The following is a 25,917-nucleotide window of genomic DNA, read 5'->3' as shown; positions in this document are numbered from 1 at the left end:
TTTGGGTAATTAGCTCAAAAATGTCTGCAGCAAGTCGTTGAGAAACAGCTGTCCGCGCTCGGTGGCCGCCAGACGTGTCGGTTCGACCTGCAACAACCCGCTTTGTTCGGCCTCGCGCCGGCCTTCGGCCAGGCTTTGCAGGGGTAGCCCGGTGCGCTCCGGGTACAGCCGCGCCTCCACGCCTGCGGTCAGGCGCAGGGCATTCATCAGGAACTCGAACGGCAGCTCTTCGTTGGCCAGGGTCTTCTCGCCGGCCTGGAAGCTTTTGGCCGGGTTGAGATAGTCCTTGGGCAGGCGGGTTTTCCAGGTGCGCACGATGCGCCCGTCGGGATGGCTGAGCTTGCCGTGGGCGCCGGCACCGATGCCGATGAAGTCGCCAAAGCTCCAGTAATTGAGATTATGTCGCGCCGCCCGTCCGGGTTGGGCGTAGGCCGAAACTTCGTATTGGGCGTAGCCGTGTTCGGCCAGCAAGGCTTGCCCGGCTTCCTGGATGTCCCACAGGGTGTCGTCTTCCGGCAATGTCGGCGGCTGGTTCCAGAACACCGTGTTTGGCTCCAGCGTCAGCTGGTACCAGGACAAATGGGTCGGTTTCAAGGCGATGGCCTGGCGCAGGTCGCTCAAGGCGTCTTTCAGGGACTGGTCGGGCAGCCCGTGCATCAGGTCCAGGTTGAAATTGTCGAAACCGGCCTGCCGGGCCATGCCTGCGGCGCGCACCGCCTCGTCGCCGTTGTGGATCCGGCCCAGGGCCTCGAGCTTGGCCTGCTGGAAGCTCTGGATACCGATGGACAGGCGATTGATGCCCAAGGCCCGGTAAGCGACGAATTTCTCTTGCTCGAAGGTGCCGGGGTTGGCTTCCAGGGTGATTTCAATGTCCTGGGCGAACGGTATCCGCGCTTCCACCCCTTTGAGCAACCGCCCCAGGGCCCGGGCGCTGAACAGGCTTGGGGTGCCGCCACCGAAAAATATCGAGCTCAACGGGCGACCATAGACCGCGTGCAAATCCTGGTCGAGGTCGGCCAGTAAAGCGTCGACATATTCCTCTTCCGGCAACTGCGGGCTGGCGGTGTGGGAGTTGAAGTCGCAATACGGGCATTTGCGCACGCACCATGGGATGTGGACGTACAACGCCAGGGGCGGCAGCACTGGCAGCGGCGCCCGGGGCGTTTGTACACCGCCATGAATCAGCGGTGCGGGAGCGTCATCGATCATTGCAGGCCCAGGCGTTGACGCAGCAGGGCCATGGCGCGGGCGCGGTGGCTCAGTTGGTTCTTTTCCACGGGGCCCAGCTCGGCGCTGGAGCAATTGCGTTCCGGCACCCAGAACAACGGGTCATAGCCAAAACCGTGCTCGCCGCTGGCTTCGGTGAGAATGCGCCCGTGCCACAGGCCTTCGCAGAGGATCGGCAACGGATCATCAGCATGGCGTACCAGGGCCAGCACGCACACGAACTGCGCGCTGCGCTCGGCTTCGGGCACGTCCGTGAGGACGTCGAGCAGCTTGGCGTTGTTCGCGGCGTCACCTTTGCCGTCGGCGTAGCGGGCCGAGTAAATCCCCGGCGCGCCGCCCAGGAAGTCCACGGCCAGCCCGGAATCGTCGGCCAGCGCTGGCAGGCCCGAGATGCGCGCGGCATTGCGGGCCTTGAGGATGGCGTTCTCGACAAACGACAGGCCGGTCTCTTCCGGCTCCACCTGGCTGAACTCGCCAATCGAGCGCAACTGCACCGACCCGCCGAGCATGGCTTGCAGTTCCTTGAGTTTGCCGGCGTTGTGGCTGGCCAGTACGAGTTGGGTGAAATTGATCATTGGCCCGGGAACAGTTCCTGGTTGAAGTTGATGGTGTTGATCTTGCCGTCAGTCTGCACCTTGATCTCGAAGGTGCGGGTTTCCTGCTGGGGCACCGGGTACTGGGCGATGTAGTAGATCGCGCCTTGCTCGGTCACCTGCTTGAATTGCAGTGGGATGCTCTGGCTGGTGAGGTCTTTCACCGTGCCGCTGACCTGGGCCATCAGAGGTTTGCCATCCTTGATCACCGAAACATTGATCACGCCCTGTTGCTTGCTGCGAATCAGCTCGGCGCCCTTGGCGATTTCCGGGGTCAGGAAGGTGGAATTGAACGTGTTGTAGTGCACGGTGATATCACCGAATTTTTCCATGCGCTCGCTCTTGATAGCGTCGGCGGCCATGGCGCCAACGCTCAGGCAAGCGGTGAAGAGAAATAACGCTAGACGTTTCATGTCGTGCTCCTGGGTAAGGCCGGGGCTTACACCGCGACCTGATGATCGGTAAGGCCTGGGCTGCTGACCCGATAGATGCCTATCTCACCTAACAGATTAGGCCATAGCTTACTGGCCCACCCGTGGCGGTGCTGTTGGTCTACGGCCAGGCGATCGATGACCTTGGCTTCACGCTCGCGGCACAGCGCTTCGAAATCCTCAAAGGTGCAGAAGTGGATGTTCGGCGTGTTGTACCAGGTGTAGGGCAAGAACTCCGAAACCGGCATGCGCCCCTTGCTCGCCAGGTACCAGCGGCAACGCCAGTGGCCGAAGTTGGGGAAGGTGATGATGCACTGGCGTCCGACCCGCAGCATTTCGTCGAGGATCTTGTCCGGGTAGTGCACCGCTTGCAGCGCCTGGGTCATGACCACAATGTCGAAGCTGTTGCTGGCGAAGTTGCCCAGGCCCTTGTCCAGGTCCTGCTCGATGACGTTGATGCCCTTGGCGACGCACTCGGCAATGTTGTCCGGGTCGTTTTCCAGGCCGTAGCCGCTGACCTGCTTGTTGTCTCGCAGCCAGCTCAGCAGTTCACCGTTGCCGCAGCCCAGGTCGAGCACGCGGCTGCCGGCGGGGATCCATTCCTGGATGATGTCCAGATCGGCTCTCATGGCGTCCTCACAGCGTTATACGGTTCATGTAGTTGCCGAACGCCTGCAGGTAGCGCGGGATCGGGATCAAAAAGGCGTCGTGACCCTGGGGCGCGTCGATTTCCAGGTAGCAGACGTCCTTGCGCGCGGCCATCAGCGCGTCGACCAGCTCCCGTGAACGCGCCGGGGAGAAACGCCAGTCGGTGGTGAACGACATCACGCAGAACTTGGCGGTGGCATTGGCGAAGGTTTTCGCCAGGTTATCGTCGAAGTTCGCCGCCGGATCGAAGTAGTCCAGTGCTTTGGTCATCAACAGGTACGTGTTGGCGTCGAAACGCCCGGAGAACTCTTCACCCTGATAACGCAGGTAGCTCTCGACCTGGAACTCGACACTGTGGAAGTCGTAGTTGAGCTTTTCGCTCTTGAGGCCTCGGCCGAATTTCTCGCCCATGGAGTCGTCGGACAGGTAGGTGATGTGACCAACCATCCGCGCCAGCATCAGCCCGCGCTTGGGGATCACGCCGTGTTCCTGGAATGAACCTCCATGGAATTCCGGGTCGGTGAGGATCGCTTGGCGCGCCACTTCGTTGAAGGCGATGTTCTGCGCCGACAGCTTGGGCGCCGAGGCGATTGCCAGGCAGTGACGCACGCGGTCCGGGTAGGTGATGGTCCACTGCAGGGCTTGCATGCCCCCCAGGCTGCCGCCGATCACGGCTGCCCACTGGCCGATACCGAGTCGGTCAGCCAGGCGTGCCTGGCTATGGACCCAGTCTTCCACGGTCAGCACCGGGAAATCGGCGCCGAAAGGTTTGCCAGTGTCCGGGTTGAGGCTGCTGGGGCCGGTAGAGCCATTGCAGCCGCCCAGGTTGTTCAGGCTGACCACAAAGAATTTGCTGGTGTCGATGGGCTTGCCCGGGCCGATGCAGCTGTCCCACCAGCCGGGCTTGCGGTCGTCGATGCTGTGGTAGCCGGCGGCGTGGTGATGCCCCGACAAGGCGTGGCAAATCAGCACGGCATTGCTCGCCGTGGCATTGAGGGTGCCGTAGGTTTCGTAGATCAGGTCATAGGCTGGCAACGAACGGCCGCAGGCCAGGGCCAGGGGCTCGCTGAAATGCGCCATTTGCGGCGTCACCAGACCAACGGAATCGGGGGGAAAGGCAGCTGGCATCGACCCTGCTCGCGTTGAAATGAGGCGTAAGTCTAAAGACCGCTGTGGCAGGCGGCAAGCAAAGGCGCCGCTGATTGTCCGCCGTTGTTTTTGTGGTGAGGGAGCTTGCTCCCGCTGGGGCGCGAAGCGGCCCTGTAGGAGCTGTCGAGTGCAACGAGGCTGCGATCTTTCCCCAGGCAATTGTGTCGTGAGCGAACGCACAACAGATCAAGATCAAAAGATCGCAGCCTCCGGCAGCTCAGGTGCCACCTAGCGGGAGCAAGCTCCCTCGCCACAGGGTTAACCAGGCCCCCGATCCAAGCCGGATCAGGTTGGCCTGACGAGGCCCGGCAACTCCGGCAGCTTCTTCGGCGAATGGATGCGCACCCGTTTCTGCCGGTTCAATTCGCCGCTGACCAGGCTGACCTGGCTCTTGGACACGCCAAATGCCTTGGCCAGGAACGCCATCAGGTACGCGTTGGCCTTGCCCTCGACCGGCGGGGCGGTGAGGCGGATTTTCAGGCGGTCACCGTGCAGCCCGGCGAAATCATCGCTGCGGGCTGCCGGTTGCAGGTGACACTCCAGGATCAGGTCGTCGCCGTCCCAGCGAAAGTAGCTCATCTGGTCAGATCAGCAGGCGCAGGATTTTCGGCATCATGGTCATCGCCGCCAGGTTGTTGATCACCAGCATGTCGATCAGCTTGAGCACCATGAACGCCAGGATCGGCGAAATATCCAGGCCGCCAAGGTTCGGCAGGATGCGGCGGAACGGCGCCAGGGCCGGCTCGCAGATCTGGTTCACCAGTTCGGCGCCCGGATTATGGCTACCCGGCGCGACCCACGACAGGATCACGCTGATGATCAGGGCGAAGAAGAAAATCTTCAGAAACAGCGCGGTCACGCCAATGATCGACCAGATCAGCAGTTGCAGCGGGTTGCCGATGGTGCCGTAGGTCAGCAGCAGGGTCAGGGCCATCAGCGCCAGTTGCACGAGGATCGCCAGGATCAGCGACGACATGTCCAGGCCGAACAGGCTGGGGATGATCCGACGCAGCGGCTTGAGCAGCGGCTGGGTGGCCTTGACGATGAACTGGCACAGCGGGTTGTAGAAGTTGGCGCGCACCAGTTGCAGCACGAAGCGCAGCAGCACGATCAGCAGGTACAGGCTGCCAAGGGTTTGCAGCACGTAGACCGCTGCAGTGTTCAATCCAATCATGAATGACTCCTTATTGGCCCAGTTGTTCGGCCATTTCGGCCGAGCGGTGCGCGGCGGCGCCGAGTGCTTTTTCCACCAGGGCTTCAAAGCCCCCGGCCTGGAACGATTTGATGGCCGCGTCGGTGGTGCCGGCCGGCGAGGTCACGCGGCGGCGCAGCTCGGCCGCATCGACGTCGCTGGACACCGCCATGTGCGCGGCACCGAGGGCTGTCTGCAAGGTCAGCTGAGCGGCGGTTTCCCGGGGCAGGCCGAGTTTCTCGCCGGCGGCGGTCATGGCTTCGATCAGCAGGAAGAAGTACGCCGGGCCCGAGCCGGAGACGGCGGTGACGGCGTCCAGTTGCTGTTCGGTGTCCAGCCACAGTGCCAGGCCGACAGCCGACAGCAGCTCCTCGGCCTGCTGGCGTTGTGCGGTGGACACTTGGGACGTGGCGAACAGGCCGCTGACGCCCTGGCGCAGCAGTGCCGGGGTATTGGGCATGCAACGTACGATCGGCTGCTCGCCGAGCCAGTTGTTCATGCTGGCGCACGTGATGCCGGCGGCAATCGACACCACCAATTGATGAGGTTTGAGACTTGGGCGCAGGGCTTCGCAGACGGTTTTCATCGCCTGCGGCTTGACCGCCAGCACGATGACGTCCGCGCCGTCGATGGCCTGGGCGTTGTCGGCGAAGGTTTCGATGCCGTGTTCGCTGCTCACCCGGGTGCGGGTCTCTTCGCCCGGATCGCTGGCGCGGATCAGGGAAGCGTCCAGGCCCTTGGCCCGCAGGCCGCCGATCAGGCTGGCGGCCATGTTGCCGGCGCCGATGAAGGCAATACGCGTGTTGCTCATGACAGGTCCTTATAAAGAGATGAGTCGGCCATGTTTCAGGATTGACCGTAGTCGCGGGCACCAAACAGGGCTGTACCGATGCGCACCCAGGTGGCGCCCTGGGCAATGGCCGACTCAAGGTCGTGGCTCATGCCCATGGAAAGGGTGTCCAGCGGCAGCGCCAGGCTGGCTTGCAGACGTTGGACCGCGGCGAAGGCAGCATCCTGGGCGGCGCGGTCTTCGGTGGGTTCGGGAATCGCCATCAACCCGCGCAGTTTCAAGCGGGGCAGTGCACTGATGGCGCTGGCCAGGGCGGGCAGGTCCGCTGGGGTACAGCCGGATTTGCTGGCTTCACCGCTGACGTTGACCTGAATGCAGATGTTCAGCGCTGGCAAGTCGGCCGGGCGTTGCTCGGACAGGCGCTGTGCGATTTTCAAGCGATCCACGGAATGCACCCAGTCGAAATGTTCGGCGATAGCACGCGTCTTGTTCGATTGAATGGGGCCGATGAAGTGCCAGATCAAGGGCAGGTCGGTCAGTTCGAGCTGTTTGCCCAAGGCTTCTTGCAGGTAGTTCTCGCCGAAGTCCCGCAGGCCGGCGGCATAGGCTTCGCGCAGGGCCTGGACGGGTTTGGTCTTGCTCACGGCCAGCAGTTTGACACTGTGTTCGGCACGCTGGGCGGCCTGCTCCGCAGCGCGGATGCGCGAACTAACCTGAGCGATGTTGTCTGCTATCGTGGACATAAAGAAGCGCCAGCGGTGAGGTTCGCGGCATTCTACTGGAATTGAGGAGCGCTATGGATATCACTGAGTTACTGGCGTTCAGCGCCAAGCAGGGCGCGTCGGACCTGCACCTGTCCGCCGGGCTGCCACCGATGATCCGTGTCGATGGCGATGTCAGGCGCATCAACCTGCCGGCACTGGACCACAAACAGGTTCATGAGCTGATCTACGACATCATGAACGACCGGCAACGAGTAGATTACGAAAAGTTTCTGGAGACCGATTTTTCCTTCGACGTGCCGGGCGTCGCGCGGTTCCGGGTCAACGCCTTCAACCAGAATCGCGGTGCGGGGGCGGTGTTTCGGACCATTGCGTCGAAAGTCCTGACCATGGAAGACCTGGGGATGAGCGAGGTGTTTCGCAAAGTGACCGAGGCGCCTCGCGGGCTGGTGTTGGTGACCGGGCCGACCGGTTCAGGCAAATCCACCACCCTGGCGGCGATGATCGACCACCTCAACAGCCACAAGCACCATCACATCCTCACCATCGAAGACCCTATCGAATTCGTTCACGAACCGCGCAAATGCCTGATCAACCAGCGTGAGGTGCATCGCGACACCCAGGGTTTCTCCACCGCCCTGCGCTCGGCCCTGCGGGAGGACCCGGACGTGATCCTGGTGGGGGAGATGCGCGACCTGGAAACCATTCGCCTGGCGCTAACCGCCGCGGAAACCGGGCACCTGGTGTTCGGCACCCTGCACACCACGTCGGCGGCCAAGACCATTGACCGGGTAGTGGATGTGTTCCCCGGTGATGAGAAGTCCATGGTTCGCTCGATGTTGTCGGAATCGTTGCAGGCGGTGATTTCCCAGACGCTGGTCAAGAAAATCGGCGGCGGCCGGATCGCGGCGCATGAAATCATGCTGGGCACCTCGGCCATTCGGAACCTGATCCGCGAAGACAAGGTGGCGCAGATGTACTCGGCCATCCAGACCGGTGGTTCGCTGGGGATGCAGACGCTGGACATGTGCCTGAAGGACTTGGTGGGCAAGGGACTGATCAGCCGCGAACATGCGCGGGAGCGGGCGCGTACGCCGGATAACTTCTAAAGAGACAGGGAGGGGGTAGTCCCTGTAGGAGCTGTCGAGTGCAACGAGGCTGCGATCTTTCCCCTGCCGATTGAGTCGAGAGCGAAAGATCAGGATCAAAAAATCGCAGCCTTCGGCAGCTCCTACAGGTGCAACCTAGCTAAAGGCCATGCGCTCTTCAGCGCTGAACCACGCGCATCGCACTCGGCTGTTTCGGCAGCACGCGCTTGGCTACCACGTAGTGGGTGTTCCAGTACGGCTTGTTCAAGGTGTCGATGCTCACCGACTTGCCCCGGCGCGGGGCGTGGATGAAGCGGTCGTTGCCCAGGTAGATGGCCACGTGATTGATCCGGCGACTCTTGAGTTTGAAGAAGATCAGGTCGCCGGGCTTGAGGTCCTTGCGCTCGACTTTCTCGCCATGACCGGCGGCCATGGCGTTGGAGGTGCGCGGCAGGTCGAAGGAGGCGTCGTTGAAGGCGTATTTCACCAGCCCGCTGCAATCGAAACCTTTACTTGGGCTACTGCCGCCCCAACGATAAGGTGTGCCAAGTACATTCACGGCGCGGCTCAACACATTGCTGCTCGTTTTGGCCGCCATCGGCGGGACCAGCTTGCTGTTGGCCGTGCTCACGCGCTGGGCACTTGGCTTGTTTTTGCTCAAGGAAGCAGAAACATGGGATTTCGGGGTATAGCCGTTGACGTTGGGAAGACGTTGCTCACGATTGGTGGCGTGGGCGGCCAGTGGCAATAATAGGCAGAGGGTTAGCCATGTCTTGAAAAATGAACGCATTAGGCAGGGCTCTTGAAGGTTAGCGCGCAACTTTATAACAGCTTTTTTTGCCATTCCGAGGCCGTTTGTCGATTCGAAACGCCGCGCTAAAGCCAGCAAAATGCGACAAATTGACCTGATTGTCCGACAGACCCCCTATGCCACGGGGCTTTCACCGGCTCGGGTCGCCAAGGACCGCTTGTCGGCTGCGCATGAAAAAGTCACAAAAAGTCCGAAAAAATTTATCTATCGAGGCGAGAGAGGCCATTCATGAACAGCTATCAGCAGGACGCCAGCCACGATACCCACAGCAAAGTCATTGGGTATCTGTTGTGGATTTTCGGGTTCACCGGTGCTCATCGTTTCTATTACGGCAAGCCGGTCACGGGCACGATCTGGTTCTTCACCTTCGGCCTGCTGGGCATTGGCTGGCTGATCGACCTGTTCCTGATCCCGGCCATGGACCGCGAAGCAGACCTGCGTTTCACTCAGGGGCCTATCGAATACAGCGTGGCGTGGATTCTGCTGACGTTTCTCGGGGTGCTGGGCGTACACCGCATGTACCAGGGCAAATGGCTCAGCGGGATCCTTTACCTGCTGACTGGCGGGGTGTTTTTCCTGGGGGTGCTGTATGACTTCTGGACGCTGAACGATCAGGTCTCGATTCGTAATGCGCAGCAGCGTGGGGCTTTTCATTAATCAGTCAGGCCAAGTTGTCTGCATTCGCGAGCAGGCTCGCGCCCACAGGGATCTTCAGTGAACACATTATTTTGTGAGCACCTCAAATCCAATGTGGGAGCGAGCCTGCTCGCGAAGCAGGCGACGCATTTTTTCAGGCCTGGTGAGTAATCCGCCCATCCATCAGGGTGTAACGCACCACACCTGGCAGGCTATGGCCGAGGAACGGGCAGTTGTCACCCTTGGAGCGCCAGGCTTCACCGGCCACGGTGGACGCGGCAGGGTCGAACAGTACCAGGTCCGCCGCGGCGCCAACCGCGAGTTTCCCCGCCGGCAGTTGCAGCGCTTGGGCCGGGCCGGCGCTCAGGCGTGCCAGCAGGGTCGGCAGGTCCAGCAAGCCATCTTCCACCAGTGTCAGGGCCAGCGGCAGCAGCAGTTCGACGCTGCTGATGCCCGGCTCGGTGGCGCCGAACGGTGCCAGCTTGGCATCGCGCTCGTGGGGTTGGTGATGGCTGGAGAGGGCCGAGATCACCCCGGATTTTACCGCCTCACGCAGGCCGTCGCGGTCGGCGCGGGTGCGCAGCGGCGGCTGGACGTGATAGACACTGTTGAAATCGATCAACGCTTCGTCGGTCAGGATCAACTGGTAGAGCGCCACATCGGCGGTCACCGGCAAGCCGCGGGCCTGGGCCTGGGCAATCAGTGCCGCGCCGCGGGCGCTGGTCAACTGGCTGAAGTGGGCGCGCACGCCGCTTTGCTCAACCAGCAGCAGGTCCCGGGCCAGGGCCACGGTCTCAGCGGTTTCCGGGATGCCCGGCAGGCCGAGGAAGCTGGCGGTCGGGCCTTCGTGGGCCAAACCGCCTTCGGCCAGGTCGTGGTCCTGGGAGTTGAAGATCACCGTCAGGCCGAAGGTCGCCGCGTATTCCAGGGCTCGGCACAGGGTACGGGTGTTGCGGAAACTGTTCAGGCCGTTGCCGAACGCCACGCAACCGGCGTCACGCAGGGCGATGAGTTCGGCCAGTTGCTCGCCGTCCAGGCCCTTGCTCAATGCCCCGATGGGGAAGACTTTGGTGTTACCGGCCTCGCGGGCGCGGTCGAGGATCAGTTCGGCCACGGCCGAGGTGTCGAGCACCGGTTTGGTCTGCGGCGGGCAGCACAGGCTGGTCACGCCACCGGCAGCGGCGGCCCGGGTTTCGCTGACGATGCTGCCTTTGCGGCTGTAGCCCGGTTCGCGCAGGGCGACGTTCAGGTCCACCAGGCCGGGAGCGGCTACCAGGCCTTGGGCGTCGAGGGTCTGGACTGCGATGAAACCGGCCGGCGCCGCACCAAGGGCGACGATCTTGCAGGCATCGATATGGATATCAGTCACTTGATCCAGGCCACTGGCTGGATCGATCACGCGTGCGCCGAGAATGCTGAGCTTCACTGGGCGTTCTCCTGGTCGAATTGGCGCTGGGCCGTTTGCCCGCTCATGGCCATGGACAGCACGGCCATGCGGATGGCGATGCCGTAGGTCACCTGGTTGAGAATCACCGAGTGCGGCCCGTCGGCCACCGCCGACTCGATCTCCACGCCGCGGTTGATCGGCCCCGGGTGCATGACGATAGCGTCTGGCTTGGCCCCGGCCAGGCGGGCGGTGGTCAGGCCGAACAGGCGGTAGAACTCGCCTTCGCTGGGCAGCAGGCCACCGGTCATGCGCTCGCGTTGCAGGCGCAGCATGATCACCACGTCCACATCCTTGAGGCCTTCGGTCATGTCGGTGTAGACCTTCGCGCCGTATTGCTCGACGCCGATGGGCAGCAGGGTTTTCGGCGCGATCACGCGGATGTCCGGGCAGCCGAGGGTCTTGAGGGCCAGCATGTTCGAGCGGGCCACCCGCGAGTGCAGGATGTCGCCGACGATGGCCACCGACAGGTTCTCGAAGCTGCCCTTGTGCCGACGGATGGTCAGCATGTCCAGCATGCCTTGGGTCGGGTGGGCGTGGCGGCCGTCGCCGCCGTTGATGATCGCCACTTGCGGGCACACGTGTTCGGCAATGAAATGCGCTGCGCCGGAGTCGCCGTGGCGCACGACGAACATGTCGGCGGCCATGGCTTCGAGATTGCGCAGGGTGTCGAGCAGGGTTTCACCCTTGCTTGCCGAGGACGTGGACACGTTGAGGGTGATCACGTCCGCCGACAGCCGCTGGGCCGCCAGTTCGAAGGTGGTGCGGGTGCGGGTGGAGTTTTCGAAGAACACGTTGCACACGGTCTTGCCGCGCAGCAACGGGACTTTCTTCACCGCCCGGGCACCGACTTCGAGGAACGAGTCGGCAGTGTCGAGGATTTCCGTCAGCAGCTCGCGGCGCAGGCCGTCGAGGGACAGGAAGTGCTGCAGCTGGCCCTGATCGTTGAGCTGCAGCGGGCGCTTGGTTTCGAGAGGCGTCATCGCGATGGACTCTTACAAGGGCAGTTAAAGGGCAAGGTCTTGCAGTTCGAGTTGCAGCGGCGACGGGCCGGAGAGCTTGACGCGCTCATGGGCGGCCAGTGTCAGCGTCGCCCCGACCACGTTCGGGCGGATCGGTAGCTCGGCGGCGTCTAGGTCCAGCAGGCACACCAGCGTTACGCTGGCCGGGCGGCCGTAGTCGAACAGTTCGTTCATGGCGGCGCGGATGGTCCGGCCGCTCATCAGCACGTCGTCGATCAGCACCAGGTGCTGGCCTTCGATCTCGAACGGCAGGGCCGAGGGGCGCACTTGCGGGTGCAGACCGTTCTGGCTGAAGTCGTCGCGGTAGAAGGACACGTCCAGGGTGCCCAGTGGCGATTGGCTGCCCAGTGCTTCGAGCAAGGCCTGGGCGACCCAGACGCCACCGGTGCGGATGCCGATGTAGCGCGGGTCGCTGATGCCGCGTTGTTCCAGGTGGGCCGTGAGACGAATCGCCATCTGGCTGATCAGTTCGGCAGGATTGGGCAGGCTCATGCTGGCTCCTTCAGGTTCCCGGGCCGGTGGTGAGTGGCGCGGTCTATCGCTAAGAGAAAGCGCCTTGGCGGCGCTTTCAAGAAATCAGGTTTCGAACAGGTCGGTGTTGGCGTCGAGCCAGCCTTGCAGCAGCAGGGCGGCAGCGATGGCGTCCACCGGGTTGTCGCGGTAACTGCCTTTCTGCCCGCCGCGCACCAGGCGCTCGCCCTTGGCCTCGAAGGTGGTCAGGCGCTCGTCATGGGTATAGAAGGGCAGGTTGTAGCGGCCATTGAGCCGGCGGGCGAACTTTTCGGCGCGCAGGCACATGTCGCTGGGCGTGCCGTCCATGTTCAGCGGCAGGCCGACCACCACCGCATCGGGTTTCCACTCCTTGATCAGCGCTTCGACCTGGTTCCAGTCCGGAACGCCATTCTGCGCCTTCAGGGTGCACAACTCGCGGGCCTGGCCGGTAATGACCTGGCCGACCGCTACGCCGATCTGTTTGGTGCCGTAATCGAAGCCCAGCAGCAAGCGCAGGGCCATCAGGCGTGTCCTGCCTGGCTGGTGAGCAGGCTGAGGTTGACCCCCAACCGGCTGGCCGCCGCTTCCAGGCGCAGTTCGCTGCTGGTGTTGAACAGGATGTCGGCGTCGAACGGGCAGGTCAGCCAGGCGTTGTCAGCCAGTTCGGTTTCCAGTTGCCCGGGTTCCCAACCAGCATAGCCGAGGGCGATCAGGCTTTTCTCTGGGCCGACGCCATCAGCGATGGCGAACAGCACGTCCTGGGAGGTGGACAGCGACAAGCCGTCCAGGTCCACCGTGGCCTGGAATTTGGGGCCCAACGGGTGGAGCACGAAACCGCGATCAGTCTGCACCGGGCCGCCGATGAAAATCGGCACGTGCTGGCACAAGAGTGGCGGTTCCATCTCTGGCCGCAACTGCTCAAGAATGTCCGCCAGGTTCAGCTCCTGCGGGCGATTGACTACCAGCCCCATGGCCCCATTGGCCGTGTGCTCGACGATGTAGGTCAAGGTATGGGCAAAGTTCGGATCGGCCATGTGCGGCATGGCAATCAGGAAGTGATGCTTGAGGTAGGTGGGGCTGACGTTTTTCATAGGCGCTAGTGTGGCGGCGCAGGGCCGAACTGACAAGCCAGGAAATACCTGAGACTGTCACCAATCCCCTGTGGGAGCGAGCTTTGTGGGAGCAAAGCTTGCTCGCGATCCAGGCGCTGCGGTCCTCAAGAGACCGCGGCGTTTTCATCGCGGGCAAGCCTTGCTCCCACACAGCTCGTTCCCACAAGGGATCTGCGGCGGGTTCAGGCGTCGATGTGGCTCAGTTACTGGAAAGCTTGTCGCCCCGGGCGAACTTCCAGGTGCGGATGATTTCCAGCCGGTCGATGTCCGACAAATCCCCGGTAAACGGTGCGAACGGTGCGGCCAGGCGCACGATTCGTTGGGCGGCCTGGTCCAAAAGCGGCTGGCCGGAGGATTCGAGCACCAACACTTCATACAACGAGCCGTCGCGGTTGATCGAGACCATGAGTCGCAGGTTGCCGTAGATCTGTTTGCGCCGCGCTTCGTCGGGATAGTTGAGGTTGCCGATGCGCTCGACCTTCTTGCGCCAATCGTCCTTGTACCAGGCACCCTTGTCGCGCATGGTCGAGGCGGCGCTCAGGCGGTGGATGCGCGGGCGCTTGGCGTAGAGCTGTTGCTCCTGGGCCAGTTCGGCTTCCAGGCTGGCGATGTCGCTGGACAGCTGTGAGCTGTCGAAGGTGGGGACGGGGGCCTTGGGCTTGGGATTCGGCTTGACCTCCTGCTTGGCCGGGGCCTTTTTCGGCTTTGGCGCCACGGTGGTCACGGCTGCCTTGGGCGCCGTCTCCTGCACTTCGGGCTTGGCGGCTGGTGGCGGAGTGACTTTTTGTACCTGGGTGTCCTGGAACGGCGCGATCTCGGTGGTCTTGGGGGTCGCCTTTTTTTCCAGGGTGCCGCTGCCTTGCTGGTTTTCCTGGGCGAGGAAGTCGGCCTTCTTGGGCTTGGTCTCGCTCTTGAAGGTGGCCAGGGTGATTTCCAGGGTCTGGCTGATCTGCTTGGGCTCGACCGTGGCGAAACCGACGCCCAGCAACAGGGCCAGGTGGATCAATGCCGCCAGGAACAGGGTAAAACCGAGGCGATCGGCCGGGCGCACGCGACGATGGGCGAGCTCTTGGGGCAGATCGGACGGGAGTGTCATGACAAGGAAACCAACATCGCGCTTTTTTCAGGCCGGGCATGATAACGCAATGTGGGTTTCCTTCAGCAGATCTGGATCAACGAGCCTTGAGCTTCTGATCGATGGCATCCATCAGCATGCCGCCAATGTCGGTGCCAAAGGCATTGTCGATCTCGCGGATGCAGGTCGGGCTGGTGACGTTGATTTCCGTCAGGTGCTCGCCGATCACGTCCAGACCTACGAACAGCAGGCCTTTCTCGCGCAGGGTCGGGCCGACCTGGGCGGCGATCCAGCGATCCTTGTCAGTCAATGGACGCGCCTCGCCACGCCCGCCCGCTGCCAGGTTGCCGCGGGTTTCGCCGGCTGCCGGGATGCGCGACAGGCAATAGTCCACCGGTTCGCCGTCGATCATCAGGATGCGTTTGTCGCCATCGACGATGGCCGGTAGGTAACCCTGGATCATGATCTGCTGCTGACCGTGCAAGGTCAGGGTTTCGAGGATCACCGAGAGGTTCGGATGGCCAGCGGTGTGGCGGAAGATCGAGGAGCCGCCCATGCCGTCCAGGGGCTTGAGGATCACGTCGCCATGATGGTCGGCAAATTCGCGCAACACGTCCGGACGACGGCTGACGATGGTTGGCGGCGTGCATTGCGGGAACAACGTGGCGAACAGCTTTTCGTTGCAATCGCGCAGGCTCTGGGGCTTGTTGACCACTAGCACACCGGCGTTTTCAGCCTGTTCCAGCAGGTAGGTGGAGTACACGAACTCCATGTCGAACGGCGGATCCTTGCGCATCAGGATCACGTCCAGGTCGCTGAGCAGTGCATCGCTTTCGGTGCCCAGTTCAAACCACTTCTCGGGGTTGGCGAAGACTTTCAGCGGCTTCATCCGCGCCCGAGCCTGGCCTTCGGCCTGGTAGAGGTCGCGCTGTTCCATGTAGAACAACTCCCAGCCGCGCTTCTGAGCGGCCAGCAGCATGGCCAGCGAGCTATCCTTTTTATAGGAAATGCTGGCGATAGGGTCCATGACAATGCCGACGCGTACGCTCATGGCTTGTTTCCTCGAAATTTGATGGGCACATATTGGCGTGAAAAAGTGGCGTCAGAGTGGCGCCCGGAAGATTGGCGGTCAAGGAAAAACCACCGCGCCGAGCGGCCGATAGATCGGCGATGGAGACTGTGCTAAAAAGGCTGCCATGTGACGTGTGGGCCTTGAACATCAAGGGTTTGCGCTGTCGATCACACTTACGCGTTAAAACCCGGTTCGCAGTGGCAATGGCAGAGCATCTCACGCAGCAGCAACCCAGCGCCTTGAAGGTCATGGTCATCGACGACTCGAAGACCATCCGCCGCACCGCCGAAACCTTGCTGCGCAACGTGGGCTGCGAGGTAATTACGGCCGTCGATGGTTTCGATGCCCTGGCCAAGATCGCCGACCACCATCCGGGCATCATTTTTGTCGACATCATGATGCCGCGCCTCGATGGCTACCAGACCTGTGCCTTGATCAAGAACAACAGCGCGTTCAAGGGCACGCCGGTGATCATGCTGTCGTCCCGTGACGGGTTGTTCGACAAGGCCAAGGGGCGCATCGTCGGTTCCGATCAGTTTTTGACCAAACCGTTCAGCAAGGAAGAACTGCTGGGCGCGATACAGGCCCATGTTCCGGGCTTTGCCGCTGTCCAGCCGCACCAGGCACATTAATGACACTCGGCCACCGGGTCTGGGGTCAACAAAAAATGGGGAACACCATGGCACGAATTCTGATCGTCGATGATTCGCCGACTGAAATGTACAAACTGACCGGCATGCTGGAAAAGCACGGCCATCAGGTCCTGAAGGCCGAGAATGGCGCCGATGGCGTGGCCCTGGCCCGTCAGGAGAAACCCGATGCGGTGCTGATGGACATCGTCATGCCCGGCCTCAACGGTTTCCAGGCCACGCGCCAGTTGACCAAGGATTCCGACACCGGGCACATCCCGGTGATCATCATCACCACCAAGGACCAGGAAACCGACAAGGTCTGGGGCAAGCGCCAAGGGGCGAAGGACTACCTGACCAAACCGGTGGACGAAGAAACCCTGATCAAGATCCTGAACAACGTGCTGGCGGGTTGATGACGCGGCCATGAGCCTATCCCTGACCGCTTTCGAACTGCTGCTGCAGATCGACCGGCGCTGCCGGTTGCTGGGGGCGGGCCTGCCCTCCCAACCGACCCACCGCGCCGGGTGGAGCGGCATCGGCTTTCGCTTGGGCGAGCATTGGTACGTGGCGCCGATGGGCGAAGTCAGCGAAGTGCTGCACGAACCACGTCACACGCATTTGCCCGGGGTCAAGCCATGGGTGCGTGGAGTGGCTAACCTGCGCGGGCGCTTGTTGCCGTTGATGGACTTGTGCGGGTTCTTCGGTCACGAGCTGTCGACCGTGCGCAAGCAGCGGCGCGTGTTGGTGGTGGATCACGACGAGGTGTTTGCCGGGTTGTTGGTGGACGAGGTCCTTGGGCTGCAGCATTTTGCCCAGGACAGCCTGGAACCAACGCTGCTGGACGACCTCGACGGCCCGGAAGCGGCTTTCGTCAAGGGCCGGTTTGGCGGCGAGCGCGAGTGGCAAGTGTTCAGCCCGTTTGCCCTGGCGCGGTCGCCGGGGTTCATGGATGTGGCGATTTAGGTGACTGCACAACTCAGGGTAGGGGAGTCCGGTCGGGCTTGGGATTGTGGATAGATTGGGCAGTACAGGCGAGAACCGATGATCAAAGCAAAAACAGGCAAGCCACTTGAAGCGTCGCGCAGTCGTTCGCAGATCATCGTGCTGTTCGTCGCGCTGATCGTCTTCATCATGCTGCTGTTCGCCAACTTCGCTTACCTCAACACCCAATCCACCTATGACAAACAGTACATCGGCCATGCGGGTGAGCTGCGGGTGCTGTCCCAGCGCATTGCCAAGAACGCCGCCGAGGCCGCCGCCGGTAAACACGCGGCGTTCAAGCTGCTGAGCGATGCGCGCAATGACTTTGCCCAGCGCTGGGGCTCCCTGAAACAGGGCGACCCGGTGACTGGCCTGCCCCCAGCGCCTGCCACCCTGCGTCCGCAGATGCGCGCCGTGCAGTTGGATTGGGAGCGCCTGCTCAAGAACACCGATGCCATTCTCTCCAGTGAACAGACCGTGCTGTCGTTGCACCAGGTGGCGGCGACCCTGGCCGAAACCGTGCCGCAGTTGCAGGTCGAGTACGAAAAAGTCGTCGAGATCCTGCTGCAGCGCGGCGCGCCGGCCGCCCAGGTGGCCATGGCCCAGCGCCAGTCGTTGCTGGCCGAGCGGATTCTCGGCGCGGTGAATACCGTGCTGGCGGGGGACGAAAATGCCAGCCAGGCCGCCGACACCTTCGGTCGCGACGCCGCGCGTTTTGGCCAGGTGCTCAATGGCATGTTGCAAGGTGACCCGGCCCTGAAGATATACCTGGTCCAGGACCGCGATGCCCGGGCACGCCTGAGCGAAATCAGTGAGCTCTTCGAGTTCGTCTCCGGTTCGGTGGACGAAATCCTCGAGACCTCCCCGGAGCTGTTCAAGGTTCGTGAATCGGCCGGCAACATCTTCAACCTGTCGCAGACCCTGCTCGACGAGGCTTCGCACCTGGCCACGGCTTTCGAAAACCTCGCCGGTGGGCGTTCCATCAACACCATCGGCGGCTATGTGCTGGGTTTGCTGGCGCTGATGTCGATTATCCTGATTGGCCTGGTGATGGTCCGCGAAACCAACCGCCAGTTGCACGAAACCGCACAAAAGAACGAGCGCAACCAGAATGCGATCATGCGGTTGCTGGATGAAATCGAAGACCTGGCCGATGGCGACCTGACCGTTACCGCTTCGGTCACCGAGGACTTCACTGGCACCATCGCCGACTCCATCAATTACTCGGTGGATCAACTGCGCGATCTGGTGGCGACCATCAACCTCACCGCCGGCCAGGTCGCCGCCGCCGTGCAGGAAACCCAGGCCACGGCGATGCACTTGGCCCAGGCTTCCGAGCACCAGGCCCAGCAAATCTCCGAAGCTTCGACTTCAATTAATGAAATGGCCCAGTCCATCGACCAGGTGTCGGCCAATGCCGCCGAGTCGTCGGCGGTGGCCGAGCGGTCGGTGGAGATCGCCAACAAGGGTAATGAGGTGGTGCACAACACCATTCATGGCATGGACAACATTCGCGAGCAGATCCAGGACACCGCCAAGCGCATCAAGCGCCTGGGTGAGTCATCCCAGGAAATCGGCGACATTGTCAGCTTGATCGATGACATTGCCGATCAGACCAACATCCTGGCCCTCAACGCCGCCATCCAGGCGTCCATGGCCGGTGATGCCGGACGCGGGTTCGCGGTGGTGGCCGATGAAGTGCAGCGTTTGGCCGAGCGCTCTTCGGCGGCAACCCGGCAAATCGAGACCTTGGTGCGGGCGATCCAGGCCGACACCAACGAGGCGGTGATTTCCATGGAGCAGACCACCACCGAAGTGGTGCGCGGTGCGCGACTGGCCCAGGATGCTGGCGTCGCCCTGGAAGAAATCGAAGGCGTGTCCAAGACCCTGGCGGCGCTGATCCAGAGCATTTCCAACGCGGCGCAGCAACAGACCACCTCGGCGGGGCAGATTTCCTTGACCATGAACGTGATCCAGCAGATCACTTCGCAGACCTCGTCCGGCTCCACCGCCACTGCCGAGAGCATTGGCAACCTGGCGAAAATGGCCAGCCAACTGCGTCGTTCGGTGTCGGGGTTCACGTTGCCGGCGGCGTCTGGCGATGAGGAAACAGCGTGACCAACCGGATCCATCGGTTGGAAAGGGCTTTTTGTGGCAAGGAGGTTTCTGTGGGAGTAAGGCTTGCCCGCGATGAAGATAACGCGGTACTTCGGGCACCGAGGTGTTTGCATCGCGAGCAAGCTTTGCTCCCACAGGTAAATCCCTTCCCTACAGGCGTGTTGTGCTCTCCTGATTGGAGTGGTTATGGGTGATCGGCACGACTATGTGGCCCTGGAATGGGTCAAGGGCGAGATTGCCGAAACGCTGAAGCAGGCTCATCTGGCCCTCAACCGTCTGGTGGACGATCCGCAGGCGTCGGATGCCCTCGGGCAATGCCTGGCCTGTATTCACCAGGTCCACGGCGGCCTGCAGATGGTCGAGTTCTACGGTGCGGCGTTGCTGGCCGAGGAGATGGAGCAGCTGTGCGCCGCCCTGCAGGACAACCGTGTCAGCCATCGCGACGAAGCCATCAGCCAGTTGAGCCAGGCCCTGGGGCAGTTGCCGATCTACCTGGACCGCGTACAAAGTGCCCGTCGGGACCTGCCGCTGGTGGTGCTGCCCTTGATCAACGACCTGCGCAGTGCCCGGGGCGAGGGCCTGTTGTCGGAAACCAGCCTGTTCAGCCCCGAATTGCCCGATATTGCGCCGCTCAGCGACGAAACCGTGCAGCGCCTCGAACCCGCTGACCTGCCAAACACCTTGCGCAAATTGCGCCAGACCCTGCAATTGGCCCTGGTGGGCCTGTTGCGCGAACAGGATGACACGACCCACTTCGGTTACCTGGCCAAGGTCTTCCATCGCCTGGAAACCTTGTGTGCTGGGGCGCCGCTCAATGCGTTATGGCAGGTGGCCTCGGCGCTGGTCGAAGGCATGCGTGACGGGCGCATCGCCAACAGCCCGGCGTTGCGCAGCCTGTTCAAGGAAGCCGACAAGGAACTCAAGCGCCTGCTGGACCAAGGCATGCCAGGCATCAATCAGCCGGCACCGCCCCACCTGCTCAAGAGCTTGTTGTTCTATATTGCCAAGGCCGAACATCCCAGCGGGCAGATGCAGATCATGAAAGAACGCTACTCACTGGACGACGCGCTGCCCGACAGCGCCATGGTCGACGAAGAACGCGTGCGCCTGGCCGGGCCCGACCGCGATGCCATGCGCTCGGTGCTTGCCGCACTGTGCGAGGAGTTGGTACGGGTCAAGGAGCGCCTGGACCTGTTCGTGCGCAGCGATCGCCAGCACGCCTCGGAGCTGGACAGCCTGTTGGCGCCGCTGCGGCAGATCGCCGACACCCTGGCGGTGCTCGGTTTCGGCCAGCCGCGCAAGGTCATCATCGATCAACTGGCGGTGGTCCTGAGCCTTGCCCAGGGCCAGCGCGAGCCGGATGACGCGATCCTCATGGACGTCGCCGGGGCCTTGCTCTACGTCGAGGCGACCCTGGCCGGCATGGTCGGCACCGTCGAGCCCGAGAGCCACGAAGACATCCACCTGCCCACCACCGACCTGACCCAGATCCACCAGATCGTCATCAAGGAAGCCCATACCTGTCTGCAACAGGCCAAGGACATGATCGTCGACTACATCGACGCGGACTGGAACAGCGAGCAACTGCAGCCCTTGCCGGCGCTGCTGACCCAGGTGCGCGGCGCGCTGGCGATGATTCCCCTGAGCCGTGCCGCCAGCCTGGTAGAGGCCTGCAACGGTTTCATCCGCGACCACCTGCTGTTGGACCAGGCCCAGCCGGGCTGGGAAGAACTCGACCACCTGGCCGACGTGATCACTGGCCTGGAATACTACCTGGAGCGCTTGAGCGAGGACCCGGAAACCCCCGGCGAGCCCTTGCTTGAAGGGGTCGAGCGGAGCCTGGCCGCGCTCGGTTATTTCCCTGACGAAGCGCGGGTGCCGGTGCTCGACGATGTGTTGAGCCCCAACGAAGCCCAAGTCATGCAGGACCTGCAGGAATTGGATGACCCGCAGACGGCGCAGTCCTTGGCCCAGGTGCTGGCCAGCCCGGTCTCGGCGGTCAATCCGCCGGCCAGGAGCACCCCGGGCAGCCTGTTGCCGCCTCCGTTGGATGAAAGTCCGGTGGACGACGAGTTGCGCGAGGTCTTCCTCGAGGAAACCGACGAGGTGCTGGACGTCCTGCGTGAGTACCTGCCGCGCTGGAGTGCTCATCCCGACGACCACGGCGCCCTGAGCGAACTGCGCCGGGCCTTCCATACCCTCAAGGGCAGTGGCCGGATGGTCCGGGCGCTGGTACTGGGTGAACTGGCCTGGGCCGTGGAAAACTTGCTCAACCGGGTCCTGGAGCGCAGCGTTGGGCCACAGGCCTCGGTCCGTCAGTTGATCGAAGACACGGTGCAGTTGTTGCCGGCCCTGGTGGCCGAATTCGCGGCCAATCACCAGCGCCAGCGTGACGACGTCGACCGCTTGGCCGCCCGCGCTCATGCCCTGGCCAAGGGCGGCGACGAGGAAGATGAAGACGAGCAGGACGTGGTCGCCCTCGATCCGCTGCTGTTGAAGATCTTCGACAACGAAGCCCAGGGCCACCTCGCCAGCCTCAATCGCTTTCTCGATCAGTCGGCCGAGCACCTGCCTTTGCAGGCCAGCGATGAATTGCAGCGGGCCTTGCATACGCTCAAGGGCAGCGCTTCGATGGCCGGCGTGCTGCCGATCGCCGAGCTGGCCGGAGCAATGGATGAACTGGCCCGGGAATACCGGGCGCATCTGATTGCCCTCGACCTGGATGAGGTCCAATTGCTGCTGGAAGCCGAAGGCCTGCTGCGCCGTGGCGTGCGCCAGTTGCACAGCGAGCCGCTGGCAGCGATCCCCGGGGCCGAGGATCTGATCCTGCGCGCCCAGGTCCTGCTGGCCGAGCGTCTACACGCGGCCAACAGTGCGCCGGACAAAGCGCTGCGGACCAAGCGCGACCCACAACTGATCAACAACTTCCTCGCCCAGGGCATGGACATCCTGCTGGACGCCGAAAGCCTCTTGCAGCGTTGGCAGCAGCACCCCGGCGAAGGCCAGGAACTGAGTGCGCTGCTCGATGAGCTGACCACCCTTGGCGAAGGCGCGCACCTGGCCGACTTGCACCCGGTGGACGAACTCTGCGAAGCCTTGCTGGATCTCTACGGTGCGGTAGAAGAAAGCAGCCTGGCGGTCAGCGATGAATTTTTCCAGGAGGCCCAGCGCGCCCATGAAGCGCTGATCGACATGCTCGATGAGCTGGCGGCCGGGCAGCATGTGCATCCGCAGCCTGAACGGGTACAGGCCTTGCGCCGCCTGCTCCAGGAGAGCCTCGACCCGTCGGCCACCGGCCTGATCCGCAGCGACGGCAGCCGCACCCTGAGCATCCGCGAACTGGGCCACGCGACGGCGCAAATGGCGCGTGACGCGCCCGTCGATGCCACGATGGAAGATGACCTCGCGTCGATTTTCCTCGAAGAAGCCCAAGACATCCTCGAAAGCGCCGCCCAGGCCTTGCAACGCTGGTTGGCCGATCCGGATAACGGCGCGCCGCTGTCCTCGCTTCAACGTGACTTGCACACCCTCAAGGGCGGTGCGCGAATGGCCGACATCCGGCCGGTGAGCGACCTGGCCCAGGAGTTGGAAAACCTTTACGAAGGACTGGTGGACCGGCGCTACAGCTACAGTGAGGAACTGGCGCAACTGCTCGCCAGCAGTCATGAACGCCTCGACCTGTTGCTCAGGCAGTTGCAACAGGGTCAGCCGTTGGGTGATCCCGTTGCGCTGATCGACGCCATCCGACGGTTCCGCCAGGACAAGCCGAACGCTATCGAGACGAGCGCAGCGGCCCAGGCCGACGGTGCCGGCCATGATCCCGAGTTGCTGGAAATCTTCCTTGAGGAAGGCTTCGACATCCTCGACAGCTCGGGCGCGGCGTTACTGCGCTGGCAGGAAGAACCGTCGAATCGCCAAGCCGTGGAAACCCTGTTGCGGGATTTGCACACCCTCAAGGGTGGCGCGCGCATGGTGGAAATTGTCCCCATCGGCGACCTGGCCCACGAGCTGGAAAACCTCTACGAAGGTCTGTCGGCGGGGCTGCTTCAGCCGACCCCAGCGCTGTTCACCTTGTTGCAAAGCAGCCATGACCGACTGGCGCAGATGCTCGACGCGGTGCGCGCCGGTCACCCGTGCCCGCTGGCCGACCGGCTGATCGTGCAGATCCAGGCGCTGAATCATCCCCAGCACAGTGCTGCATCGCAGGCTGTCTCGGTGCCGGAACCGGCCCCCGTCGTTGCTCCACCAGCGGCACCCGCCAGACCTGACCCCAGTGCACCGGGCGACGGTGCGGACATGGTCAAGGTCTCCGCCGAGCTGCTTGACGACCTGGTGAACCTGGCGGGCGAAACATCGATCTTCCGTGGGCGCATCGAACAGCAGGTCAACGATGCGCGCGTGGCCCTGGGCGAAATGGAAACCACCATCGAGCGCATGCGTGATCAGTTGCGGCGCCTGGATACCGAAACCCAGGGGCGGATTCTCAGCCGGCAACAGATGGAGGCCGAGCGTCTGGGCTATGAAGAGTTCGACCCGCTGGAGATGGACCGCCATTCCCAGTTGCAGCAGTTGTCCCGGGCGCTGTTCGAGTCCGCCTCGGACTTGCTCGAGCTCAAGGAAACCCTCGATCGCAGCAATCACGATGCCGAGGTCCTGCTGCAACAGCAGGGGCGTATCAACACCGAGCTTCAGGAAGGCCTGATGCGCACGCGCATGGTGCCGTTCGAGCGCATGCTGCCACGGCTCAAGCGCATCGTCCGGCAAGTGGCGCAGGAGCTGGGCAAGGACGTGGAGTTCATGGTCGGCAATGCCGACGGTGAGATGGACCGGAACGTGCTGGAGCGCATGGCTGCGCCTCTTGAGCATATGCTGCGCAACGCCGTCGACCACGGTCTGGAGCCGGTCGACGTGCGCATTGCCGCCGGCAAGCCGGCACGAGGACGTATCAGCCTCGACCTGTCCCGGGAAGGCGGCGACATCATTTTCGACATCCGCGACGACGGCGCCGGCGTGCCGCTGGAGGCCGTGCGGAACAAGGCGATCAAGCGTGGCTTGCTGGCGCCGGACAGTGACATCAGCGAGCGCGACGTGCTGCAGTTTATCTTGCAGCCAGGGTTTTCCACTGCCGAGAAAATCACCCAGATTTCCGGGCGCGGCGTCGGCATGGACGTGGTCCATGAAGAAGTGCGGCAATTGGGCGGCAGCATGATCATCGACTCCACGCCGGGGCAGGGCGTGCATTTCCGCATTCGCCTGCCGTTTACCGTGGCGGTGAATCGGGCGTTGATGGTGCACTGTTGCGAAGACCAGTACGCGATCCCGCTGAACACCATCGAGAGCATTGTTCGGGTGTTGCCCGCCGAGCTGGACGGCTATTACCAGCTTGATCCGCCGACCTACACCTACGCCGGGCAGCGTTACGAGTTGTGCTACCTCGGTGAGCTACTGAAAACCGGTACCCGGCCGAAACTGCTGGGCCAGAGCCAACCCTTGCCGGTGTTGCTGGTGCAGTGCAACGAGCGGCATGTTGCCGTGCAGGTGGACGCTACCGCCGGGACCCGAGAGATCGTGGTCAAGAGCCTCGGCCCACAGTTCTCGGCGGTGCAGGGTTTGTCCGGGGCGACGATCCTGGGGGATGGTCGGGTGGTGTTGATTCTCGACCTGCTGGCGCCGATCCGCGCCTTGCCCCACCAGGTCCCGCGCCGCCAGGTGCCGGCTGAAGGCGAGGGCGAACCGCAACGACCGTTGCTGGTGCTGGTGGTGGACGACTCGGTGACGGTGCGCAAGGTCACCAGCCGTTTGCTGGAGCGCCATGGCATGCACGTCCTGACCGCCAAGGATGGCGTGGACGCCATGGCGCTGTTGGCCGAACATGCGCCAGACCTGATGCTGCTGGACATCGAGATGCCGCGCATGGACGGCTTCGAAGTGGCCACGCAAGTACGCAACGACCCGCGCCTGGCGCGCCTGCCCATCATCATGATCACCTCGCGCACCGGCCAGAAACACCGCGCCCGCGCCATGGCCATCGGCGTCAACGACTACCTGGGCAAGCCGTACCAGGAATCGGTGCTGCTCGACAGCATCGCGTACTGGAGCAAAACCCATGCATGACCTGCATCTTCACTCGCGCACCAGCCCACTCACCGGTCTGTTGTTGCCGTTGGCCGACCGGCACCTGGTGTTGCCCAACGTGGCCGTGGCCGAACTGATCGATTACCAGAGCAGCGTATTCGATATGGACACCCCGCCGTGGTTCCTGGGCTGGGTGAGCTGGCGCGAACGGCAAATCCCGTTGCTGAGCTTCGAGTCGGCCTGCGGCCAGAAGACCGTGATTGGCGAGCGAGTGCGCATTGTCGTGCTCAACGCCTTGGGCGGGCGGCCGGAGCTGCGTTTCATTGCCCTGCTGGTGCAAGGCATCCCGCGCTCCTACAAGCTCGACAGCCAATTGAGCTACGTCGACGTGCCGCTGTGCGGGTTGGAACAGGCGGCGGTGCAAGTTGGGGAGCACGTGGCGAAGGTGCCGGACCTGTTGGCGCTGGAGGAGTTGGTGATGGCTGCGGGCCTGATTCAACCCTACAAAACCTGAGGCATACGAATTTCCAATGTTGGAGCGCGCTTGCTCGCGATGGCGGACTGACAGCTGGCCAGGATTTTGTTGATCGGGTACATATCCATTGCT

25 protein-coding genes are annotated in these 25,917 nt (G+C 62.8%); 8 read left to right on the top strand and 17 right to left on the bottom strand.

The window, feature by feature from the left end; all coding sequences use genetic code 11:
- Positions 1 to 9: 9 nt before the first annotated feature.
- The 9 genes from hemW to AACY42_RS05880 all read right to left on the bottom strand — a co-directional run bounded on the left by hemW (position 10) and on the right by AACY42_RS05880 (position 6,773).
- Entirely contained in the window at positions 10 to 1,209 is a 1,200-nt protein-coding gene (hemW, locus tag AACY42_RS05920; RefSeq protein WP_339477584.1) for a radical SAM family heme chaperone HemW, read from the bottom strand.
- Positions 1,206 to 1,802, bottom strand: coding sequence for an RdgB/HAM1 family non-canonical purine NTP pyrophosphatase (gene rdgB / locus AACY42_RS05915; protein ID WP_339477583.1), 597 nt, complete (start codon positions 1,800 to 1,802; stop codon positions 1,206 to 1,208). The genes hemW and rdgB overlap by 4 nt, the downstream gene beginning before the upstream one ends.
- Positions 1,799 to 2,233, bottom strand: coding sequence for a DUF4426 domain-containing protein (locus AACY42_RS05910; RefSeq protein ID WP_339477581.1), 435 nt, complete (start codon positions 2,231 to 2,233; stop codon positions 1,799 to 1,801). Before AACY42_RS05910 ends, rdgB begins: the two co-directional genes overlap by 4 nt.
- A 26-nt stretch (positions 2,234 to 2,259) precedes the next feature.
- Positions 2,260 to 2,880, bottom strand: coding sequence for a methionine biosynthesis protein MetW (metW, locus tag AACY42_RS05905; RefSeq protein WP_339477580.1), 621 nt, complete (start codon positions 2,878 to 2,880; stop codon positions 2,260 to 2,262).
- A gap of 7 nt (positions 2,881 to 2,887) precedes the next feature.
- Positions 2,888 to 4,027, bottom strand: a complete 1,140-nt coding sequence (gene metX, locus AACY42_RS05900; protein WP_003206490.1) for a homoserine O-succinyltransferase MetX — start codon at positions 4,025 to 4,027, stop codon at positions 2,888 to 2,890.
- A gap of 306 nt (positions 4,028 to 4,333) precedes the next feature.
- Entirely contained in the window at positions 4,334 to 4,627 is a 294-nt protein-coding gene (locus AACY42_RS05895) for a DUF167 domain-containing protein (protein ID WP_003206488.1), read from the bottom strand.
- A gap of 4 nt (positions 4,628 to 4,631) precedes the next feature.
- Positions 4,632 to 5,222 (bottom strand): YggT family protein, encoded by a 591-nt coding sequence (locus AACY42_RS05890; RefSeq protein WP_339477579.1) that lies wholly within the window; start codon positions 5,220 to 5,222, stop codon positions 4,632 to 4,634.
- Between the two features lie 10 nt (positions 5,223 to 5,232).
- Positions 5,233 to 6,051: a pyrroline-5-carboxylate reductase gene (gene proC / locus AACY42_RS05885; protein ID WP_339477578.1), complete on the bottom strand. Its 819-nt coding sequence runs from the start codon at positions 6,049 to 6,051 to the stop codon at positions 5,233 to 5,235.
- A gap of 35 nt (positions 6,052 to 6,086) precedes the next feature.
- Positions 6,087 to 6,773 carry a YggS family pyridoxal phosphate-dependent enzyme gene (locus AACY42_RS05880; RefSeq protein ID WP_339477577.1) on the bottom strand — a complete coding sequence of 229 codons (687 nt, stop codon included), beginning with the start codon at positions 6,771 to 6,773 and terminating at the stop codon, positions 6,087 to 6,089.
- A gap of 53 nt (positions 6,774 to 6,826) precedes the next feature.
- Between AACY42_RS05880 and AACY42_RS05875 the strand changes: the two genes are divergently transcribed.
- Positions 6,827 to 7,861, top strand: coding sequence for a type IV pilus twitching motility protein PilT (locus AACY42_RS05875; RefSeq protein ID WP_339477576.1), 1,035 nt, complete (start codon positions 6,827 to 6,829; stop codon positions 7,859 to 7,861).
- 157 nt (positions 7,862 to 8,018) lie between these two features.
- Here the strand turns inward: AACY42_RS05875 and AACY42_RS05870 are convergent, their stop codons facing one another.
- Positions 8,019 to 8,630 (bottom strand): C40 family peptidase, encoded by a 612-nt coding sequence (locus AACY42_RS05870; protein WP_339477574.1) that lies wholly within the window; start codon positions 8,628 to 8,630, stop codon positions 8,019 to 8,021.
- Positions 8,631 to 8,879: 249 nt separating this feature from the next.
- Between AACY42_RS05870 and AACY42_RS05865 the strand changes: the two genes are divergently transcribed.
- Entirely contained in the window at positions 8,880 to 9,308 is a 429-nt protein-coding gene (locus AACY42_RS05865; RefSeq protein WP_339477573.1) for a TM2 domain-containing protein, read from the top strand.
- A gap of 133 nt (positions 9,309 to 9,441) precedes the next feature.
- Here AACY42_RS05865 and AACY42_RS05860 read toward each other — a convergent pair whose 3' ends face one another.
- From AACY42_RS05860 to gshB, 7 genes are all read right to left on the bottom strand, one after another.
- Complete coding sequence (locus tag AACY42_RS05860; RefSeq protein ID WP_339477571.1) at positions 9,442 to 10,713, bottom strand: dihydroorotase; 1,272 nt, start codon at positions 10,711 to 10,713, stop codon at positions 9,442 to 9,444.
- Positions 10,710 to 11,714, bottom strand: a complete 1,005-nt coding sequence (locus tag AACY42_RS05855) for an aspartate carbamoyltransferase catalytic subunit (protein WP_339477570.1) — start codon at positions 11,712 to 11,714, stop codon at positions 10,710 to 10,712. Before AACY42_RS05855 ends, AACY42_RS05860 begins: the two co-directional genes overlap by 4 nt.
- 24 nt (positions 11,715 to 11,738) lie before the next feature.
- Positions 11,739 to 12,245 (bottom strand): bifunctional pyr operon transcriptional regulator/uracil phosphoribosyltransferase PyrR, encoded by a 507-nt coding sequence (gene pyrR, locus AACY42_RS05850; protein WP_339477569.1) that lies wholly within the window; start codon positions 12,243 to 12,245, stop codon positions 11,739 to 11,741.
- Positions 12,246 to 12,329: 84 nt separating this feature from the next.
- Complete coding sequence (ruvX, locus tag AACY42_RS05845; protein WP_339477567.1) at positions 12,330 to 12,767, bottom strand: Holliday junction resolvase RuvX; 438 nt, start codon at positions 12,765 to 12,767, stop codon at positions 12,330 to 12,332.
- A complete protein-coding gene (locus tag AACY42_RS05840; protein ID WP_339477566.1) occupies positions 12,767 to 13,336 on the bottom strand; it encodes a YqgE/AlgH family protein in 570 nt (189 codons plus the stop codon). The genes ruvX and AACY42_RS05840 overlap by 1 nt, the downstream gene beginning before the upstream one ends.
- A 220-nt stretch (positions 13,337 to 13,556) precedes the next feature.
- Positions 13,557 to 14,453: an energy transducer TonB gene (locus AACY42_RS05835; protein WP_339477564.1), complete on the bottom strand. Its 897-nt coding sequence runs from the start codon at positions 14,451 to 14,453 to the stop codon at positions 13,557 to 13,559.
- Positions 14,454 to 14,529: 76 nt separating this feature from the next.
- On the bottom strand, positions 14,530 to 15,483 hold the full coding sequence (gene gshB / locus AACY42_RS05830; protein WP_339477562.1) for a glutathione synthase: 954 nt from the start codon (positions 15,481 to 15,483) through the stop codon (positions 14,530 to 14,532).
- A gap of 224 nt (positions 15,484 to 15,707) precedes the next feature.
- Here gshB and AACY42_RS05825 point away from each other — a divergent pair, with 224 nt between their 5' ends.
- The 6 genes from AACY42_RS05825 to AACY42_RS05800 all read left to right on the top strand — a co-directional run bounded on the left by AACY42_RS05825 (position 15,708) and on the right by AACY42_RS05800 (position 25,824).
- Positions 15,708 to 16,136: a response regulator gene (locus tag AACY42_RS05825; protein WP_339477560.1), complete on the top strand. Its 429-nt coding sequence runs from the start codon at positions 15,708 to 15,710 to the stop codon at positions 16,134 to 16,136.
- A gap of 47 nt (positions 16,137 to 16,183) precedes the next feature.
- Positions 16,184 to 16,549, top strand: a complete 366-nt coding sequence (gene pilH, locus AACY42_RS05820) for a twitching motility response regulator PilH (RefSeq protein WP_339477558.1) — start codon at positions 16,184 to 16,186, stop codon at positions 16,547 to 16,549.
- Between the two features lie 10 nt (positions 16,550 to 16,559).
- Positions 16,560 to 17,099, top strand: a complete 540-nt coding sequence (locus AACY42_RS05815) for a chemotaxis protein CheW (RefSeq protein WP_339477557.1) — start codon at positions 16,560 to 16,562, stop codon at positions 17,097 to 17,099.
- A gap of 78 nt (positions 17,100 to 17,177) precedes the next feature.
- Positions 17,178 to 19,235, top strand: a complete 2,058-nt coding sequence (locus AACY42_RS05810) for a methyl-accepting chemotaxis protein (RefSeq protein ID WP_339477555.1) — start codon at positions 17,178 to 17,180, stop codon at positions 19,233 to 19,235.
- 186 nt (positions 19,236 to 19,421) lie between these two features.
- Entirely contained in the window at positions 19,422 to 25,349 is a 5,928-nt protein-coding gene (locus tag AACY42_RS05805) for an Hpt domain-containing protein (RefSeq protein ID WP_339477553.1), read from the top strand.
- Positions 25,342 to 25,824 carry a chemotaxis protein CheW gene (locus tag AACY42_RS05800; protein WP_046063247.1) on the top strand — a complete coding sequence of 161 codons (483 nt, stop codon included), beginning with the start codon at positions 25,342 to 25,344 and terminating at the stop codon, positions 25,822 to 25,824. Before AACY42_RS05805 ends, AACY42_RS05800 begins: the two co-directional genes overlap by 8 nt.
- Positions 25,825 to 25,917: the final 93 nt, after the last annotated feature.

This window comes from Pseudomonas sp. RL_5y_Pfl2_73 (genome assembly GCF_963970515.1).
Taxonomy (GTDB): Bacteria; Pseudomonadota; Gammaproteobacteria; order Pseudomonadales; family Pseudomonadaceae; genus Aquipseudomonas.
Note: the sequence above shows the minus strand (reverse complement) of the source record. Positions and strands in the feature narration are given on the sequence as shown.